Annotated in this window: 16 protein-coding genes; 6 read left to right on the forward strand and 10 right to left on the reverse strand. The window is 67.7% G+C overall.

What is annotated here, in order from left to right:
- Positions 1-53: 53 nt before the first annotated feature.
- From mdh to zapE, 3 genes are all read right to left on the reverse strand, one after another.
- Positions 54-1013 (reverse strand): malate dehydrogenase, encoded by a 960-nt coding sequence (mdh, locus tag P5F91_RS17305; protein WP_145611305.1) that lies wholly within the window; start codon positions 1011-1013, stop codon positions 54-56.
- Between the two features lie 374 nt (positions 1014-1387).
- A complete protein-coding gene (locus tag P5F91_RS17310; RefSeq protein ID WP_145611304.1) occupies positions 1388-2641 on the reverse strand; it encodes a DUF2336 domain-containing protein in 1254 nt (417 codons plus the stop codon).
- Between the two features lie 82 nt (positions 2642-2723).
- Complete coding sequence (gene zapE / locus P5F91_RS17315; protein ID WP_145611303.1) at positions 2724-3848, reverse strand: cell division protein ZapE; 1125 nt, start codon at positions 3846-3848, stop codon at positions 2724-2726.
- 331 nt (positions 3849-4179) lie between these two features.
- On the opposite strand from zapE, the gene leuD reads away from it, so the two are divergent.
- Positions 4180-4794 (forward strand): 3-isopropylmalate dehydratase small subunit, encoded by a 615-nt coding sequence (gene leuD / locus P5F91_RS17320; RefSeq protein ID WP_040849669.1) that lies wholly within the window; start codon positions 4180-4182, stop codon positions 4792-4794.
- Between the two features lie 214 nt (positions 4795-5008).
- Entirely contained in the window at positions 5009-6118 is a 1110-nt protein-coding gene (gene leuB, locus P5F91_RS17325; RefSeq protein WP_145611302.1) for a 3-isopropylmalate dehydrogenase, read from the forward strand.
- Between the two features lie 143 nt (positions 6119-6261).
- Here leuB and P5F91_RS17330 read toward each other — a convergent pair whose 3' ends face one another.
- From P5F91_RS17330 to P5F91_RS17340, 3 genes are all read right to left on the reverse strand, one after another.
- On the reverse strand, positions 6262-7509 hold the full coding sequence (locus P5F91_RS17330) for a pentapeptide repeat-containing protein (RefSeq protein ID WP_186454793.1): 1248 nt from the start codon (positions 7507-7509) through the stop codon (positions 6262-6264).
- A gap of 168 nt (positions 7510-7677) precedes the next feature.
- Positions 7678-7938 (reverse strand): hypothetical protein, encoded by a 261-nt coding sequence (locus tag P5F91_RS17335; RefSeq protein ID WP_040844662.1) that lies wholly within the window; start codon positions 7936-7938, stop codon positions 7678-7680.
- A 44-nt stretch (positions 7939-7982) separates the two neighbouring features.
- Positions 7983-8324 carry an Mpo1-like protein gene (locus P5F91_RS17340; RefSeq protein WP_145611300.1) on the reverse strand — a complete coding sequence of 114 codons (342 nt, stop codon included), beginning with the start codon at positions 8322-8324 and terminating at the stop codon, positions 7983-7985.
- Positions 8325-8498: 174 nt separating this feature from the next.
- On the opposite strand from P5F91_RS17340, the gene P5F91_RS17345 reads away from it, so the two are divergent.
- A complete protein-coding gene (locus P5F91_RS17345; RefSeq protein WP_145611299.1) occupies positions 8499-9515 on the forward strand; it encodes an aspartate-semialdehyde dehydrogenase in 1017 nt (338 codons plus the stop codon).
- 88 nt (positions 9516-9603) lie between these two features.
- Here the strand turns inward: P5F91_RS17345 and P5F91_RS17350 are convergent, their stop codons facing one another.
- Both P5F91_RS17350 and P5F91_RS17355 read right to left on the reverse strand, forming a co-directional pair.
- The gene (locus tag P5F91_RS17350; RefSeq protein WP_277907718.1) at positions 9604-10101 is read right to left on the reverse strand and encodes a thioredoxin family protein; all 498 of its coding nucleotides are present in this window, start codon (positions 10099-10101) and stop codon (positions 9604-9606) included.
- 14 nt (positions 10102-10115) lie between these two features.
- Entirely contained in the window at positions 10116-10655 is a 540-nt protein-coding gene (locus tag P5F91_RS17355; protein WP_186454791.1) for a hypothetical protein, read from the reverse strand.
- 223 nt (positions 10656-10878) lie between these two features.
- Between P5F91_RS17355 and P5F91_RS17360 the strand changes: the two genes are divergently transcribed.
- Positions 10879-11802 carry an HpcH/HpaI aldolase/citrate lyase family protein gene (locus tag P5F91_RS17360; RefSeq protein ID WP_145611297.1) on the forward strand — a complete coding sequence of 308 codons (924 nt, stop codon included), beginning with the start codon at positions 10879-10881 and terminating at the stop codon, positions 11800-11802.
- Between the two features lie 951 nt (positions 11803-12753).
- On the opposite strand, the gene P5F91_RS17365 is transcribed toward P5F91_RS17360, so the two are convergent.
- Together P5F91_RS17365 and P5F91_RS17370 are read right to left on the reverse strand one after the other, a co-directional pair.
- Positions 12754-13698, reverse strand: a complete 945-nt coding sequence (locus P5F91_RS17365; RefSeq protein WP_145611296.1) for a hypothetical protein — start codon at positions 13696-13698, stop codon at positions 12754-12756.
- A 147-nt stretch (positions 13699-13845) separates the two neighbouring features.
- Positions 13846-14598, reverse strand: coding sequence for a GNAT family N-acetyltransferase (locus P5F91_RS17370; protein WP_145611295.1), 753 nt, complete (start codon positions 14596-14598; stop codon positions 13846-13848).
- Positions 14599-14975: 377 nt separating this feature from the next.
- Between P5F91_RS17370 and sdhC the strand changes: the two genes are divergently transcribed.
- Complete coding sequence (gene sdhC, locus P5F91_RS17375; protein ID WP_198924759.1) at positions 14976-15374, forward strand: succinate dehydrogenase, cytochrome b556 subunit; 399 nt, start codon at positions 14976-14978, stop codon at positions 15372-15374.
- A 16-nt stretch (positions 15375-15390) separates the two neighbouring features.
- Positions 15391-15789, forward strand: a complete 399-nt coding sequence (gene sdhD / locus P5F91_RS17380) for a succinate dehydrogenase, hydrophobic membrane anchor protein (RefSeq protein ID WP_145611294.1) — start codon at positions 15391-15393, stop codon at positions 15787-15789.
- Positions 15790-15800: the final 11 nt, after the last annotated feature.

Genomic DNA, 15800 nt, shown 5'->3' on the forward strand with positions numbered 1-15800 from the left:
GCCGGCGGGAAGCGGGCGGGGCCATCCACTACGTCATACCGGAACCCGAACGATCAGCCGGCGACCTTGGCGGTGACTTCGACCAGCTGCTGCACGGCGGCAACGGACTTGTCGAAGTTGGCCTTTTCCTCGGCGTTCAGCTCGATCTCGATGATCTTTTCGACGCCGCCGGCGCCGATGATCACCGGCACGCCGATGTACAGGCCGTCCACGCCGTACTGGCCGGTCAGCTTGGCGGCGCAGGGCAGCACGCGCTTCTTGTCCTTCAGGAAGCTCTCGGCCATGGCGATGGCGGAGGCGGCCGGGGCGTAGAAGGCGGAACCGGTCTTCAGCAGGCCGACGATCTCCGCACCGCCGTCACGGGTGCGCTGCACGATCTGGTCCAGCTTCTCCTGCGTGGTCCAGCCCATCTTCACCAGGTCGGGCAGCGGGATGCCGGCGACGGTGGAGTAGCGGACGGAGGGAACCATGGTGTCGCCGTGGCCGCCCAGCACGAAGGCGGTGACGTCCTCGACCGAGACCTTGAACTCGTCCGCTAGGAAGTGGCGGAAGCGGGCGCTGTCCAGCACGCCGGCCATTCCGACCACCTTGGCAGGGTCGAAGCCGGTGACCTGCTGCATCAGGCCGACCATGGCGTCCAGCGGGTTGGTGATGACGATGACGAAGGCGTTCGGGGCGTGTTCCTTGATGCCCGCGCCGACGGTCTTGATGACCTTGGCGTTGATGCCCACCAGGTCGTCGCGGCTCATGCCCGGCTTGCGCGGCACACCGGCGGTGACGATCACCACGTCGGCGCCGGCGATGCCGGCATAGTCGGAGGCACCGGTCAGGGCGCTGTCGAACCCTTCCACGGGGGCGGCTTCGGCGATGTCCAGCGCCTTGCCCTTGGCGACACCCTCGAAGTCAGGGATGTCGAACAGGACGATGTCGCCAAGCTCCTTCAGGCCGGCCAACAGGGCCAGGGTGCCGCCGATCTGGCCGGCGCCGACCAGCGCGATCTTCTTGCGTGCCATGGTTGGGTTCCTTGAACTTTGGGTTGCGAATTTGGGTTCAACAATAAGGCGCTAACGAAACAGGGGACCGCGCCGCCCAAGGCTGAAGGCGTCGGGCGAAAGTCCCGGAAATTCGCCGTGCGGGGGTCCCAGGCGCCTGGGCGCCCGGCCTTCGGGGCCCGAGGAGCGAGGGAACCCGCTGGCGGGCTGATTAGCCTGAATCCGCCTGCCGGGCAAGGCGCCCCGTACACGATCAGGCGCGCGCGTCGCCCATGGCAGGCCTCCCGCAAAAGATATGGTTCAGAACCAACGAGCGGGCGCACGATCGCCAACCCCAGGTGCAGCTTGCTGCGGCGCACCGCCGGGGCGCGTCCTGACAGGCCGCCCCGGCGCAATCACTTCGGCGCGATATCGAACAGCTCCAGGTGCCAGTGCATCTCGACGTCGGTCATGGGGTAGTCCGTCCCCAGCCGCGCGTTCAGCAGCTTGCGCGGGGCGATTCCAGCACCCCGGGCCTGCAGGGTGCGGGCGCCGCGCATGGAAAAGCCCGCCCGCCAGGCCAGCGCCGTCACGGCCTTGGGGCTTTGCGTCGCCAGAATGCGGCGCACGGCGTCCACCGGCACGCGGGCCAGCAGCGCCACCGCTTCTTGGGCGAAGTCGCGGTCGCCCCAGCTGAGGGCGTCGCACACCACATCCTCGTTCAGGCCGCCGGAGACCGCCAAGCGCGCGGCCTTGTCCCCCGCGCCCTCCGGCTTGCCGTAGCCGGCCGCCCAGTCCAACCGGCGGGAAGCGGCGGCCACCACCGCCTCCACCCCCGCCTTGTCCAGCCCCTGCCCCGCCAGGCCGTCGCGCAGGGCATCCTCCACCGCGCTGGCCAGGCGCTGCGACACCTCCGCCGGACCGGCGGGCGGAGGTGGCGGCGCGTTTGGATCAGGTACCTCTTCGGGGGGCACGCCGCCGATCGGCATGTGGCCTCGCTCCGCCAGCAGGCGGCGGGCCTTGGGCGACAGGTCGGCGCCCGGGTTGCCGGCCAGGGTGGCCCAGGAGCCGTGGTCGCCCATCGCCACCACGGCGTCGCCCACCGGCCGGGACACGGTACGCCTGCCGGCCACCGCCTCCACCACCCAGGGCTCGGGCCGACGGGACAGGATATCCAGCAGTTCCTCGTCCGACAGTGCCATGCACCAGCGCAGCACCGGGCCCGCCACGTCGCGGGCCACGTCGCGGGCCAGGGTGACGGCCAGCTTGGGCGGGGCGCATTCCACGTCGGCCAGCGCGCTGGACAGCGCCGTGCGTACGCGGATGACCTGGTCGGCGGCCAGCAGTTCCAGGGCCGCGAAGGCGACATCGCGCACCGCCCCCACCTCGGGCCGCGACAGGTCGGGCAACAGGCGGGTCAGCTTGTCCGCCAGCAGGGCGCGCACCCGGTCGCTAGGGTCGCGGGCCAGGCGGCCGAAGGCGCGCACCGGCGTCATGGCGTTGGTCACGACGGCGCCACGCACCCGCTCGTCATCGTCGTCGGCCAGGTAATAGAGCAGCTCGGGCCGGGTGTCGGGACTGTTCGCCAACTCGATCCGCGCCGCCACGTCGCCCCCGGCGGCCACCGTCTTGGCGGTCTCATAGTCGATGGACGGCTTGGACGGCGACACAAGCTGCCTCCGGCTGGATCATGGGCTAACGCGCCCACATTACCATGTCGGTAGGCGAACCGTCAGTTCCAGTGGCCAGGCCTTAAGTGAGATGCCCTGCCGCCAGATAATCCTCCGACTGCATTTCCATGAGGCGGCTGACGGTGCGCTGGAATTCGAAGGCGTGTTGGCCCTCGGGGTAGAGCTGCCCGGGAGCGGCCTCGGCCGCCATGATCAGGTGCACCTTGTGCTCATAGAGGGCGTCGATGAAGGTCATCAGGCGCTTGGCCTCGTTGCGCAAGGACGGATCCAGCATGGGCACGCCATCCAGCAGCACGGTGTGGTAATGCGTGGCGATGGCCAGGTAATCGCCGGGGCCCAGGGGCTGGCGGCACAACTCGTCGAAGGTGAACCAGGCCACACCCTTGGCCTGGCGCGGCACCGGCAGCCTGCGCCCCTGCACCATCAGGTGGGTGGCGGTGGGCTGGGCGTCCGTCAACTCACCGAAGGTTCTTTCCAGCGCGGCGGTGGCGGCAGGGCCCAACGGATCGAAATAGACCTGGCGGCCGCGAATGCGGGCCAGGCGGTAGTCCCGGGCGCCTTCCAGGTGCAGGACGTCCAGCTTTTCCTTCAGCAGCGCGATGAAGGGCAGGAACAGGTCGCGCTGCAGGCCGTCCTTGTACAGGTCATCGGGCGCCCAGTTGCTGGTCGCCACCACCACCACCCCCAGGTCGAACAGGTGGGTGAACAGCCGGCCCAGGATCATGGCGTCGGCGATGTCGGTGACGTGGAATTCGTCGAAGCACAGCAGCCAAGCCTGGTCGGCGATGGTGCGCGCCAGTTCCGGCAGCGACTCATCCGCCCCGTTCCGGCGCAGGTCGGGACGCTGCCGCAGGCTGTGCAGGGACTGGTGCACCTCCTGCATGAAGGCGTGGAAGTGGACGCGGCGGCGGCGCAACACCGGCGCCGTCTCAAAGAACAGATCCATCAGCATGGACTTGCCCCGGCCGACGTCACCGTAGATGTACAGGCCCTGCGGCGCCGGATCCGGCCGCCGCGCAAGGCCGAAACGGGCGCGCCAGCCGGACTGGCCCTGCGCCGGGCGGTAATCCCGCAACGCCTGGTACAGGCTCTGCAGCTTCTCCGCCGCCAGTTCCTGGGCAGGGTCGTCCTTCAGCGTGCCGGTGCCGCGGCGGGCGCGGTAGACGGACAATGGGCCTTCAGTCATGGGGGCCTTCAGTCATGGGGGCCTTCAGTCATGGGGCGAACACCGGGCGCGGGGAAAAAGGGGCCGTTCCTCATATCGAAACGGCCCGTTTCCAGCAACCGGCGGGGCATCAACGCACCCTTGCACCGTACCACCCTGGCGGCCGGCCAACCGGTCTCATTGTCCCGCAGACGCAATATAAGTTCGCAGAATGACCCATTGCCGTACTTCCCTTGCGTTTCGGTGGGGGCTGTCGCGCGTTAGCGCATTGTCGCGGGTGGTTGTTGGCCTCATCCGCCTTGTGGCAGAAAGGGACAGCGTCACCCGTATTGTAGTCACCGGACGAGAGCCCATGGACAAGTTCACCATCCTGACCGGCGTCGCCGCCCCCCTGCCGATCCAGAATATCGACACGGACATGATCATCCCGGCGCGGTATCTGAAGACCATCAAGCGCACCGGTCTGGGCAGCGGGCTTTTCTCCTCCCTCCGCTTCAACGAGGACGGCAGCGACCGGGCGGACTTCATCCTGAACCAGCCGGCCTACCGCAAGGCCAGCATCCTGGTGGCGGGCGACAACTTCGGCTGCGGCTCCTCCCGTGAACATGCGCCGTGGGCCCTGCTGGACTACGGCATCCGCTGCGTCATCGCCCCCAGCTTCGCCGACATCTTCTTCAACAACTGCTTCAAGAACGGCATCCTGCCCATCGCCCTGCCCCAGGACGTGGTCGACCGGCTGATGGACGAGGCGGCCAAGGGCGCCAACGCCACCTTCACCGTGGATCTGGAGAAGCAGACCATCACCACCCCGGATGGCGAGAGCGTCGGCTTCGATGTGGAGCCGTTCCGCCGCCACTGCCTGCTGAACGGCCTGGACGACATCGGCCTGACCCTGCAGCAGGTCAGCGCCATCGACGCGTTCGAGGCGCAGCAGCAGACCGGGCAGCCGTGGCGCTGGGCGCGCTGAACAGCCGCCCCCCGTGACCATCCTGTGACGGCCCGGTGACCGGCGCATCGGCGCGGTTCCCGGCCGAAACAGGGGTTGGCAGGATGCCGGCCCACCCGTATTTTCGCTAACCAATATCCAAAGGCCGCACGCCCGGCCGGCCGCGCGCCCACCCCCGAACAGGGAAGCCGGCGGCCGCGGCAACGCCGCACCATCCGACAAAAAGGGTTCATCCATGGCCGCTTACTCTCTTCTCATGCTGCCGGGCGACGGTATCGGGCCGGAAGTCATGCGCCAGGTCCGCCGCGTCATCGACTGGATGGGCCGTCGCCGCGACCTGGAGTTCACCGTGTCGGAAGGTCTGGTCGGCGGCTGCGCCATCGACGCCTACGGCGTGCCCCTGTCCGATGAAACCATGGCCCAGGCGCTGGCCGCCGACGCCGTGCTGCTGGGCGCCGTGGGCGGCCCGAAGTGGGACGGCGTCAGCTTCGACAAGCGGCCCGAGGCCGGCCTGCTGCGCCTGCGCAAGGAGATGGAGCTATTCGCCAACCTGCGTCCGGCCGTGGTGTTTGACGCCTTGGTCGATGCCTCGACGCTGAAGCCCGAGGTGGTGCGCGGCCTGGACATCATGATCGTCCGCGAGCTGACGGGCGGCGTCTATTTCGGTGAGCCCCGCGGCATCGAAGACCTGGGCAACGGCATCCGCCGGGGCGTGAACACCCAGGTTTACACCACGCCGGAGATCCAGCGCGTGGCCCGCGTCGCCTTCGAGCTGGCGCGCAAGCGCGGCAACAAGGTCTGCTCCTGCGAGAAGCGCAACGTCATGGAGTCCGGCCTGCTGTGGAACCAGGACGTCACCGCCCTGCACGCGGCGGAATACAAGGACGTGGAGCTGAGCCACATGCTGGCCGACGCCGCCGCCATGCAGCTGGTGCGCAACCCCAAGCAGTTCGACGTCATCGTCACCGACAATCTGTTCGGCGACATCCTGTCGGACGAGGCCGCCATGCTGACCGGCTCCATCGGCATGCTGCCCTCGGCCTCGTTGGGCGCCGCTGATGCCAGCGGCCGCCGCAAGGCGCTGTACGAGCCGGTGCACGGCTCCGCCCCCGACATCGCCGGCCGCGACATCGCCAACCCCATTGCCTCGCTGCTGAGCTTCGGCATGGCGCTGCGCTACTCCTTCGACCGGAGTGAGGAAGCCGACCTGCTGGACCGGGCGGTGCAGAACGTCCTGAAAGGCGGCATGCGCACCGCCGACATCATGTCCCCGGGGATGGCCCGCTGCTCCACCAGCGTGATGGGCGACAGCATCCTGCGCGAGCTGGACAAGCTGGTGGGCTAAGCCCGCTTGAAGCCAAAAAGGCCCGGCGCAGCGATGCCCGGGCCTTTTCATTTCAGAATCCTGTTCCCTCCGCCAGGCCCTTGCTTATGAGGTGCGGGCCCAAGGTGGGAGTGCGGGATCACGGCGCCCGGCAACTGGAGGGGTTATCGTGACCTCACCTGCGCGGTGTTGGCGCCGTCCAGGACGATGCCATCCACCTGGGCGTCGCGCAGATCGGCGCCGGTCAGGTCCGCCTCCCGCAGCACGGCGCCGCGCAGGTTCGCCCCCCGCAGGTTGGCGTTGCGCAGACGGGCGCGGGTCAGACGGGCCGGCCATTTGCGGTCCGGCTGCTCGGCACTTTCCAACAGGCCCAGGTTGGCGTTCTGCAGGTCGGCGCCGTTCAGGTGGGCACGCTCGAAATTGGCGCCTCGGGCGTCCACGCCCACCAATACCGCGTCCTGCAGGTCCACGCATTCCAGGTCGGCCATGACCAGGGATGACCCCGTCAGCACCAGGCGGCGCGCAACGGCATAGGCCATCTTGGCCGCGGTCAGGTTGCGCCCCGAAAGGATGAGGCCGCTCAGGTCGCGGCCCGACAGATCGGCACGGGCACCGGAGCGACCGGCCGCGGCCACCCAGACGGCATGGTCCTCCACCACCTCCGTCACGGGCCGGGCGCCTTCCCCGCCTTCACCCGGTAGGACGGCACCCTTGCCGCGCAGTCGGCCGACGAGGCCGGATTCCATGATGGCGCCACGGAAGTTGGCGTCTTCGAGAATGGCGTCGGTGAAGATGGCGTCGGTCAAGAGAGCCCCGGCGAAGGAGGTGCCGTGCAACCTGGTTTCCGACAGGTTGGCGCCCTGCATGTTGGCCCCCTTGAACACGGCGCCGCGCAGGTCGGCGCCGCGAAAATCCACCCCCGCCAGGTTGGCGTCGGTGAAATCGGCGTTCAGGGTCCAGGCGCCATTCATGCGGCTTTCGCCCATGTCGGCGCCGACTGCGATGGCGGAGGTCAGGTCAGGGATGCGGCCGTCGAAGGTTTCGGGCAGAGGCCTTCCGCCGCGGTAGACGGCCAGCACCGCCTCGCGCACGTCCGCCTCACGCATGCGGGCCTTGCTCAGGTCGGCGCCACGCATGCTGACGCCGCGCAGGTCGGATTTCGACAGGTCGGCCTGTCGCAGGCAGGCCAGGCGGAAATCGCAGGCGAAAAGGGACGCGTTGCGCAGCCGCGTGCCCACCAACTGGGCCTGGTCCAGGCGGCTGCCGGTCAGGTCCGCGTCGGTCAGGTTCAGGGTGGACAGGACGGCGCCCCGGAGGTCGTGCAGGATAAAGGCGAAACGGGCGCCACCGATGCGTCCCTCGATCAGCCGTTCATGCTTGCGGGCCGCCTCGATGACCTCGGCCGGGGTCACCCGCCGAAATTCAAATCCGTCCTGGTATTGCCGTTCAGGATGCATGCAGCCTAGCCACCCGACTTACCACCATCGCCCTGAAATCAGGCGCGCTGACTACATTGTTGCACCGGGGGCGCGCATTTTAGAAGCGGATTCACCGGCATTCAGGGAAATAAATTGTCGTTTCTAGGATACAAACTTACGGCAATTCTCAACCATTGTACCGTACAGGGCACGGATCAACTCTGACGGGCGCAGTCGGCCGAAGGGGATGTTTTCAACGGCGTACTCCACCAGTACTTCCGGGGGTTTGACCGGAACAATCTCAAAACCCGCCTTGCGCAGGCCGTCGACTACAGCTTGGGCCTGCTTGGTATAATTTTCGTTAAAGAAAGTTTTGTCCGCGCGCTTGATGGCTTGGGCGATGGTGTCGACGATCTGAGCCAAGGCGGCTTATCCTTTGGTGGCAGGCCTGAAACGGTAACGATCCGTCAGCGGCTGATCCCGTGGCGGCGCAGCTCGGCCCCCAGCCGCCCGGCCACGAACAGGAAGAACATCCGGAAATCGCTGATCAGCGACCATAACGGATAGGTGAAGGTGGCGGGCCGGTTGTGTTCCACGAAGAAGTGGCTGATCCAGGCGAAGAGGTAGCCGCACACCGGGGCGGCGGCGAAGTAGCGCCAATCCCCCGTGGCCAGGCCGGCGGCCAGCGCCAGCAGCACCAGGCCGGTGCCTACGAAGTGCCAGGCCCGCGTGGCCGGCAGGGCGTGTTCGCCCAGGTAGAAGGGCCAGAACGCGTCATAGGTGGCGATTCGCGGCTCGTGTACCGTCATGGTCTTCCCTCCCAGTCTAGAGGCCGCCGCCCGTTCGCGGGGCGGCACTGACGCCTGCGCGCTTGCAAAGCCCGCCGGCCGGCCTTAAGTCTCCGCCGGATTAGACCAGAGCGGCCCCCGCCCCCGCAAGCGGCCCTGCCCCTGGTCCCCGCCAGAGATATGAGGAGCATGACCATGGGCTATAAAGTCGCCGTCGTGGGCGCCACGGGCAATGTCGGGCGCGAGATGCTGCAGATCCTGGCGGAACGGGAATTCCCGGTGAGCGAGGTGGTGGCCCTGGCGTCCGAGCGGTCCATCGGGTCGGAGATCAGCTTCGGCGACGATGACCTGCGGGTGCAGGATCTGGCCAAGTTCGACTTCACCGGCACCGACATCGTCCTGTCCTCGGCCGGCGCCAAGGTTTCCGCCCAGTTCGCGCCCAAGGCCGCCGCCGCCGGCGCCGTGGTCATTGACAACACCAGCCACTTCCGCATGGATCCGGACGTGCCCCTGGTGGTGCCGGAGGTGAACCCCGAGGCCATCGCCGGCTACAGGAAGAAGGGGATCATCGCCAACCCCAACTGCTCCACCATCCAGATGGTGGTGGCGCTGAAGCCCCTGCACGACCTGGCCCGCATCCGCCGCGTGGTGGTGTCGACCTACCAGTCCGTGTCGGGTGCCGGCAAGGAAGCGATGGATGAGCTGTTCACCCAGACCCGCGCCATCTATGTGAACGACCCTGTCGAGAAGAAGCAGTTCACCAAGCAGATCGCCTTCAACGTCATCCCCCACATCGACGTCTTCATGGAAGACGGCACCACGAAGGAAGAGTGGAAGATGACGGTGGAGACCAAGAAGATCCTGGACCCGTCCATCAAGGTGACGGCCACCTGCGTGCGCGTGCCGGTGTTCATCGCCCATTCCGAGGCGATCAACGTGGAGTTCGAGAACCCCATCAGCGCCGACGAGGCCCGCGCCGCCCTGCGCCGGGCCAAGGGCGTGTCGCTGATCGACCATCAGGCCGACGAGGGCTATGTCACCCCCGTCGAGGCCGCCGGCGACGACCTTGTGTTCGTCAGCCGCCTGCGCGAGGACTTCACCGTGGAAAACGGCCTGAACCTGTGGGTCGTCTCCGACAACCTGCGCAAGGGCGCCGCGCTGAACGCCGTGCAGATCGCCGAACGGCTGATCAAGGATCATTTGAAGAAGTAGGCGGCGGGCTGACGGCACCCCGTTTGACCGCACCCAGGAAAAAGGGCGCCGCCTCGATCAGGCTGGCGCCCTTTTTCCTGGCATGGCATCAGATGTGGGAGCCGGGCGCCTTGGTGCCCCATTGCGTCAGGAAGGCCGCCACCTTGCCGGTATCGTAGCCTTTGCCCTGTTCCAGCAGGCCGGTGTCCTGGGAGTGCAACACCTTGCCCTCGCCATCCAGGACGAACAGGTGGGGATAGCCTGCCACCTTGGGCCACTGGCCCAGCAGCGCCTCGTTCTTGTTCTCCTTGCTCCAGTTCACCTTCACGGTGACGAAGCCCTGGTCGCGCAGCGTGCGCAGCCGCGCGTCATCGGTGAACAGGGCGTCGAAGCGATGGCACCACACGCACCACTCCCCGCCCACGTCCACCAGCACCCGCTTGCCCTGCGCCTTGGCCTGGGCCGCCGCCTCGGCCACATCATGGGCAGCGTCCCGGGCGGGATCGAACGCCTCGACCGCGGCGGGCGCGGTGTCCGCGGCATGGGCGGCCACTGGCATTATCAGGGGCGCCACCACCAGGGACAGCGCGATCAGCAGGGGGCGCATCGGGGCCGCTCCTCTCACGACTGCTTGGCCGTCACTTCCAATTCGCAGATAGGGGAGGCCATGCCGCGCGCCGATAGGCGGACGTGCATGCCCTGGGCGTCGCGCACCTTCAGCGTGGTGGCGGCGCCGGCCGCCAGGTCCATGGTGCGGCCGGCCGTGGCCACCGTGCTGTCGGTCAGGATGTATTCCAGGGTGCAGCGGCGGTTGCCGATGTTGCGGAACAGCGCCTCGCCCGGGCCGCTGATCTTGAAGCCGAAACTGCGGCCATCGTTGAAATCCATCCGGCCGGTGCAAGGGCTGCCGGTCCCCACCACGCATTCCACGTCGCGCGGGGGCGCCTTGGCGTTGCCCACTAGACGGGGATCGCGCAGCAGCGGCTGGTTGGCGGTCACGGGCTCGCCCGCACCCGGCGCGCCTTCCTGCGGCGGCGGAGCGGCCTGAGCCAGGGCGCCGCCGGCAGCCAGACACAGCAAAGCCGCCAGCAGGGCGCCTTCCAGTTGGGTGCCACGGCGCGTTGCGGAGAAGATAATCGGACGGCGGGGACGCGACGGCATCGGGGAAAGGCTCCTCGTGGCAATGGACCGGCCCCCAAAGGGACGGGGCGGACGGCCTGTCCTAGGGGTAGCCCCGCCGCAGCCTGTGGGCAAGCCGCATGACGCGGGACAAAGGGACGCGAAGACTGTTACCACGGATGGAAGACTACCGGCCGTCGCCTCCGTCACAGGCTGGCGCTATGCTGCCCCATCCCGTTTCGCCCTTCTTGTACGAGCCCGCCTCATGGCCACCACCGCCCGTCCCCGCCGCTCCGCCCTGTACATGCCGGGGTCCAACGCCCGCGCGCTGGAGAAGGCCAAGGGACTGGAGGCCGACGTGCTGATCCTGGATCTGGAGGACGCGGTGGCGCCGGACGCCAAGGACCTGGCGCGCGATCAGGTGCTGGCCGCCGTGGCCGCCGGCGGCTTCGGCCGGCGCGAGGTGCTGATTCGCGTCAACGGCCTGGACACGCCCTGGGGCCATGCCGACCTGGCGGCGGCGGCCCGGTCCGGCGCCCACGGCGTGCTGATCCCCAAGGTGGAGTCGGCGGAGGCGGTACGTCAGGCGGATCGCCTGCTGGCGGCGCATGGGGCGGCCCCCGGGACGCCCAACGGCCTTCCCTTGTGGGTCATGATGGAAACGGCCCTGGGTATGCTGAACGCCAAGGAGATCGCTTCCGCCTCCCCCAGGCTGGCCGGCCTGGTGCTGGGCACCTCGGACCTGGCCAAGGAACTGCACGCCCATCACACGCCCCTGCGCCTGCCCATGATCACGGCCCTGGGCCTCTGCCTGCTGGCGGCCCGCGCCCACGGCCTGGCCATCCTGGACGGCGTGCACCTGGACCTGGACGACGATGCCGGCCTGGAAGCCAGCTGCCGCCAAGGGGTGGAGCTAGGCTTCGACGGCAAGACCCTGATCCATCCCAGGCAGTTGGCCGCCGCCAATGCCGCCTTCGCCCCCGACGCTGCCTCCCTGGACCGCGCCCGCCGCGTCATCGCCGCCCATGCCGAGGCCATGGCCCAGGGCAAGGCTGTGGTGCTGGTGGACGGCCGCCTGGTGGAGGCCTTGCATGTGGCGGAGGCCCACCGGCTGGTGACGCTGGCGGCGGCGATCCGTGCCCCTGATCAAACCGGCCTTGACAGTATCCGCTCAGGGTTTCCCCTTTGATAACGTGGCGCTCCACGGTGACCGGCCGCTGGATGGCGTACCCGCCGAAAGCGATCAACGCCGCCTTCATAACGACCGAGCTCCAATCCTCCGCCTTGCCTTCCTTGATGCCGATGCTCCCGATGTAATTCTTGGAATAGCCCGGCGGCCGGAACCCCATTGATTCCAATTTACGCCCCACCGCCGTGGTCACGATACGACGCAGGGAAGGGTTGGCGTCTGCGGACTCGACCTCACACAGGATCACCGGGTCGCCCCGCTTCATGCATTGGATATAAAACTCGCCCCAACTGAAGATGGCGAACCGGAGGCCGGGCCCCGTCGCCTCCGCCAGCCACTTGAAGGTGTCGGCCAGGTCCTTGGCGCTTTGCCTGAGCTGGGTCCCGGCATCGTCGAGATTCATGGGGATGGATTTCAAGGGTTTGGGCAAGTGCGACTCGTCCTCGTCATCCATGCCCGCGACCTCGCAGTTTTCCTCCAGGTCCTTCTGGGAACGGTCGTTGAACGCGATTTCCCCGCCGAAGTCGCGGCCGGTGGGATTGCGCGGGGGGCAGGCCACCGCAGGGTAGGAGCCGGCTTCCGTCATGATATCAGCCAAGGCGACGTCGTAGCCACCGGCTAGCGTGGCGACCATGAAACCGGCCAGCTTGTCGTTGGGCCATTCCGACGGGTCCAGGCGCGCAACGAAATTGCCGGTCTTGCGGTCGGAGACATAGCCCAGATCCTTCAGGTTCGCCCGCCGCTTGCACGAACTGGTCGCCGTCGTGCGCCTCCACCGCGGCGCCGCGCCCATCCATCTGGTCGGCATGCGCCAGGACGGCGACCGCCTTGGAAGGTCTGCTCAGGCGCTTCCCCCGCCCAAACTTCCGACGTGGGCGCGAAAGCCATCATCAGGCCCGCCACGACGATCATCACGCCCTTCATCGACATCTCCATTAATCGGCGGGCCCTTTAACGAGCGGGTTCGGAGGTGAGGCGCTCCACCTGCAGCGGCAGGAAGGCATAGTTGCCGAAGCCCTGCTGCGCCGCCTGGGCCAGCGTCTCCGCGACGGCCTTGGCGCTGTCATCGGCGGCGCCTGCCTTGAGGGGAAAGACCTGGGCGTAGTTCAGGGAGTAGCCGGGCTCGAGGAACCCCAATTTCTTCAGCCGCCGTCCGACAGCCGGTGTCAGCACGGGCTTGAGCCGGGGATTGATGTCGGCGGACACCACCTCGCACTGCATCGAGGGATCCTCCGCCTTCAGGCACTGAATATAAAAGTCGCCCCAGGAAAAGATGGCGATGTGATGCTCCGGCCCGGTGCCGCCAGCCACCCAGTGCACCGCCTCGGCGATGGCCTTGTATTGCCGGGATCTGAGATCCGGCGCGTCGTCCGGCATGGCCGGCGGTCGCGGCAAGGGCTTCTGATCCGCTTCATCCTCCGGCTCCAGGCGGCACCCCTCCGCCAGGTTCTTGACCTTGGTGCCGAGAAGCACGACAGCCCCGCCATATGGATTCCCGGAAGTAACCCGCGCCGGGCACTCGGCCGCGGCAAACCAGCCATATTGCATTTCAGTGTCCTGCCCACTGTTGCCATAACCGACATCCAGGGCATGAACCATGAAGGCCATCAGCAGCTTGGGCCCAGGCGGCGCATCCCATCGCCGGATGAAGTTTCCCGTCTGCCGGTCGGCGGCGAAGCCCAGCTCCCTCAAGGCCGCCCTGCGTTCCTTGGTCAGGACATGGCGCATCCAGGATTGCCCGCGGGTTCCCGCCGCCTCGCAGATGATGGCCGTCTGATGCGGCATATGCCGGCACTGGACGAACTTGTAACCGTCGTGCACCTCCACCAGCCCACCGCGCCCCGCCGGATCATCGGAAAAGAGCTGGGTCTGAACGATCCTGGTCAACGATTCCATGGTCGGCTCTTCCGCCTGTGCCAGGACTGGCCCCAGCAGGACCAAACCCAAGCCCAAAACGGCGCCCCTGATCGTCACCATGCCAACACCCGGTAGGCTGCCATAGGGGCAATCTACTTTCAGGCGCGACGCGCATCAACTATGCAACTAATCTTTCTGGCGATATTGATAGCGATAAACGGTCCGGAACCCCATCCGGGCATACGTCGCCAGCGCCGGCCGGTTGGCGCCGCCCACCTGCAGATAAGCGTGGGCGACACCCGCGTCCGCCCCCGCCGCCAGCAGGCGGGTCATCAGGCGCCGCGACACGCCCCGGCCTCGCTGCTCCGGCGCCACCAGCACCTTGTAGACGCCCAGCCAGCCGCGATCGGCGACTCCAAGCGCGCTGCCAACATAGCGACCGCCATCCCACGCGCTCAGGTACAGGGTGGGCACGGCGATAGCGTCCAGCAGGCGGCGCATCGGGTCCGCCTCCCGCGCCGGCAGCGGCAGGGCCGCCGCGTAACTGGCCAGCAGGTCAGGGGCCGGTGTCGTTTCCAACCGCCAGTCCAGGCCATCCGCCGTTGGCGCCAGGCCCGGCGGGATGGTGGCCGCCTGCACCAGGTTCTCCTCCTGCCGCAGATAACCGCGCCGATCCAGTTCCGCCGTCAGGTCAGGCGGGGCCAGGGGCGTGATGCGGAAACGGGGGGGCAGGCCTTCGCGGGTGTAGGCCGCCTCCGCCCGGTCCACCTTTTCCGCCACCGGCAGCACGCCGGCCGACAGGCAGGTCACCGAGTTGGAGCGGCCCGAATGCCCTTCTGAAAACCGCAGCAGCCAGCCATCATCGTGGATGGTTTTCAGGGCGGGCCAAGCCGTCAGGCACAGCTCTTCCAGCAGGCGGCACAAGTCGTTGGCGGACAAGATGGAAACTTTCGCAAGGCGACGAGGTTGACACCGGCACTGTACCGGCCGCCCCGACGCGCGGCAATCGACCCGGCCGATGGCGAAGCCGCCGGGCAAGGACGTTTGCCGGGGCGGGTCGCCAGCCATGTCGCCAGCCATGTCGCCAGCCATGTCGAAAGAATCACGCACCCATGCGCCCCACCCCTTGTATTCGCAAAAGTCGGCCCCAGACAGGGCGTTGACGGACAAGAGGCGGGGGCGTAATTGACTTCACATCCTATCCGCCCCCGGCGGTGCAACAATTCGGCCGGCGTCGCGACACGCATGTCGCGGGCGCCATATGGCCGGTGCGGCACCGGCACCTGATAATCCAAAAGGACGAGGACGCGCGAATCATGAGCGAGACCAGCGTGGCCAAAAAGGCACGGCCGCTGTCGCCCCACCTCCAGGTCTATCGCCTACCCCTGCCCGCCGTGTCGTCGATCACGCACCGCTTCACCGGCATCGCCCTGACCGTTGGCACCCTGGTACTGACCTGGTGGCTGGTGGCGGCCGCCAGCGGCCCCGACGACTTCGACACGGCCCAGCACGTGCTGGGCAGCCCCATCGGCCTGCTCTGCCTGCTGGGCTGGACCTGGGCCTTCGGCTACCACCTGCTGAAGGGCATCCAGCACCTGATCTGGGACACCGGCACCGGCATCACCAATGCCAGCGCGCAGCGCAGCTCCGCCCTGGTGTTCGGCGGTTCCTTCGTTCTGACGGCGATCGTCTGGATCGCCGCTTTCGCCCTCTGACGGGAGCGCGCATTCCATGGCTTCTACGTCCGACAACGGCTTCCGCACGCGCCTCGGCCGCGTGCGCGGCCTCGGCTCCGCCAAGAGCGGCGGCGCCCATTGGCTGGCCTACCGCATGGTCGCGGTCCTGCTGGTGCCGCTGACCGTCTGGTTCCTGATCTCCATCGTCCGCCTGGCCAAGGCGGAACATGCCGACGCCATCGCCTGGGTGCACCAGCCGGTGAACGCGGTCCTGCTGCTGATCACCCTGATCGCCACCTTCCACCATGCCGCCGCCGGCATGCGCGAAGTGTACGAAGACTACATCCACGGCAAGCTGGCGCGCCTGATCGCCATCGGGCTGACCAACGGCGCCGCCATCCTGCTGGCCGCCGCGAGCGTCTTCGCCGTGCTCAAGATCGCCTTCGGGGCGTGAGGAAGGACTGT

Source organism: Nitrospirillum amazonense, assembly GCF_029594735.1.
GTDB classification, from domain to species: domain Bacteria; phylum Pseudomonadota; class Alphaproteobacteria; order Azospirillales; family Azospirillaceae; genus Nitrospirillum; species Nitrospirillum amazonense.

Excerpts from the sequence above, each read along its gene's own strand:
- P5F91_RS17345 (WP_145611299.1), top strand. The coding sequence starts at position 8,499 with ATGGGCTATAAAGTCGCCGTCGTGGGCGCCACGGGCAATGTCGGGCGC.
- leuD (WP_040849669.1), top strand. The coding sequence starts at position 4,180 with ATGGACAAGTTCACCATCCTGACCGGCGTCGCCGCCCCCCTGCCGATC.
- P5F91_RS17365 (WP_145611296.1), bottom strand. The coding sequence starts at position 13,698 with ATGGAATCGTTGACCAGGATCGTTCAGACCCAGCTCTTTTCCGATGAT.
- zapE (WP_145611303.1), bottom strand. The coding sequence starts at position 3,848 with ATGACTGAAGGCCCATTGTCCGTCTACCGCGCCCGCCGCGGCACCGGC.
- leuB (WP_145611302.1), top strand. The coding sequence starts at position 5,009 with ATGGCCGCTTACTCTCTTCTCATGCTGCCGGGCGACGGTATCGGGCCG.
- P5F91_RS17340 (WP_145611300.1), bottom strand. The coding sequence starts at position 8,324 with ATGACGGTACACGAGCCGCGAATCGCCACCTATGACGCGTTCTGGCCC.
- sdhD (WP_145611294.1), top strand. The coding sequence starts at position 15,391 with ATGGCTTCTACGTCCGACAACGGCTTCCGCACGCGCCTCGGCCGCGTG.
- mdh (WP_145611305.1), bottom strand. The coding sequence starts at position 1,013 with ATGGCACGCAAGAAGATCGCGCTGGTCGGCGCCGGCCAGATCGGCGGC.
- P5F91_RS17355 (WP_186454791.1), bottom strand. The coding sequence starts at position 10,655 with ATGCCGTCGCGTCCCCGCCGTCCGATTATCTTCTCCGCAACGCGCCGT.
- P5F91_RS17350 (WP_277907718.1), bottom strand. The coding sequence starts at position 10,101 with ATGCGCCCCCTGCTGATCGCGCTGTCCCTGGTGGTGGCGCCCCTGATA.
- sdhC (WP_198924759.1), top strand. The coding sequence starts at position 14,976 with ATGAGCGAGACCAGCGTGGCCAAAAAGGCACGGCCGCTGTCGCCCCAC.
- P5F91_RS17360 (WP_145611297.1), top strand. The coding sequence starts at position 10,879 with ATGGCCACCACCGCCCGTCCCCGCCGCTCCGCCCTGTACATGCCGGGG.